A 1,400-nucleotide genomic window follows, 5' to 3' on the forward strand; every position below is an offset into this window, starting at 1 on the left:
AATCCCGCCTGGATCCGCGCGCTGCTTGCGCAGCCGTGGGTGCTGCCGCTCGCGCGTCTCGCGCTGGTGTCCGCGTACCTGATCGGCGGGGTCGGCAAGGCGCTGAACTTCGACGACGCGATCGCGGAGCAGGCGCATTTCGGCCTGCATCCGGCCGCGCTGTGGGCAGCGCTGGCGGTTGCGGTCGAGATCGCCGGCTCGCTGTGCGTGGTGCTGGGCCGCTTTACGTGGCTCGGTGCCGGCAGCCTCGGGATGCTGACGGTCGTCGCGATGCTGGTCGCGAACGATTTCTGGAACCAGAGCGGCGTCGCGCGCTTCATGGCGCTCAACAGCTTTTTCGAGCATCTCGGACTGATCGCAGCGCTCGTGCTTGCGACCATGCTTGGCGATGCGAAACATCCGGCCGGCGACTGCCGCGCCTGATTGAACTGACAGCACGATGAAACAACCACGTAATCTCACCATGAAAACCATTCGCTCAATCCTGCTCGCCGCGACGATCGCGGGCGGCTTCGTCGCCGCGCCCGCGTCGTTCGCGAAGATGCCGGCCACGACTGTGGCGACGCCGTCGATCGCCGTCGGCCCGCAGTACGACACGACGCACGTGTACGTCGCGCCGGAAGACTTCGATCGCTTCACCGACAGCTTCGTCGCGACGTTCGGCGGCAGCAAGTCGAAGCAGGGCGTATTCCAGGTCACGCCGACGCCGAGCCAGACGATGTCGCAGCTCGTGTTCACGCCGTCGGGCACGATCTCCGTGTTCGGTTTCAAGACGCCGGTGCCCTATCCGTTCGGTGCGGAGCGCACGGGCTACCTCGTGACCGACATGGATGCCGCCGTGAAGTCGGCGCGCGCGCACGGCGCCGACGTGATCGTCGACACGTTTCCCGATCCGATCGGCCGCGATGTGGTCGTGTCCTGGCCGGGTGGCGTGAACATGCAGCTCTACTGGCATACCGAGGCGCCGCATTACGACGCACTGCAGCGCGTGCCCGAGAATCGCGTGTACGTGTCGCCGGAGCGCGCGGACATGCTGATCCGCAACTTCGTCGCGTTCTCGCACGGCAAGGTCGTGTCCGACGTGCGCCATGCGTCGGGCGTCGAGATCGGCCGGCCGAACGACACCTATCGCCGCACGCGTATCGAATCGGGCTTCGGCAAGATGACGGTGATCGCGACGGACGGCCATCTGCCCTATCCGTTCGGGCGGGAAATGACCGGGTATGACGTGCCGAATCTCGCGGACACGCTGCAGAAGGCGCAGGCCGCGGGCGTGGCCGTGCTCGTGCCGCCGTTCACGTCGGACGGGCGCGATGCCGCGATCGTTCAGTTCCCGGGCGGCTATATCGCCGAGATCCACGCGAGCGCGTCGAAATGAAATCCGAGGACACGATCCTTGC

General features: G+C 66.4%; 2 protein-coding genes. Both read left to right on the forward strand.

The window, feature by feature from the left end; all coding sequences use genetic code 11:
* A partial coding sequence (locus tag G3N94_RS41465; protein ID WP_205799926.1) for a DoxX family protein occupies positions 1–423 on the forward strand: 423 nt, incomplete at its 5' end.
* A gap of 40 nt (positions 424–463) precedes the next feature.
* Positions 464–1,378 (forward strand): glyoxalase, encoded by a 915-nt coding sequence (locus G3N94_RS41470; protein ID WP_205799927.1) that lies wholly within the window; start codon positions 464–466, stop codon positions 1,376–1,378.
* The last annotated feature ends 22 nt before the right edge of the window (positions 1,379–1,400 follow it).

It is taken from the genome of Burkholderia sp. Ac-20353 (assembly GCF_017104785.1).
Taxonomy (GTDB): Bacteria; Pseudomonadota; Gammaproteobacteria; order Burkholderiales; family Burkholderiaceae; genus Burkholderia.

What these genes read in the sequence shown, in the direction of transcription:
- G3N94_RS41470 (WP_205799927.1), top strand. Translation starts at nt 464, where the DNA reads ATGAAAACCATTCGCTCAATCCTGCTCGCCGCGACGATCGCGGGCGGC.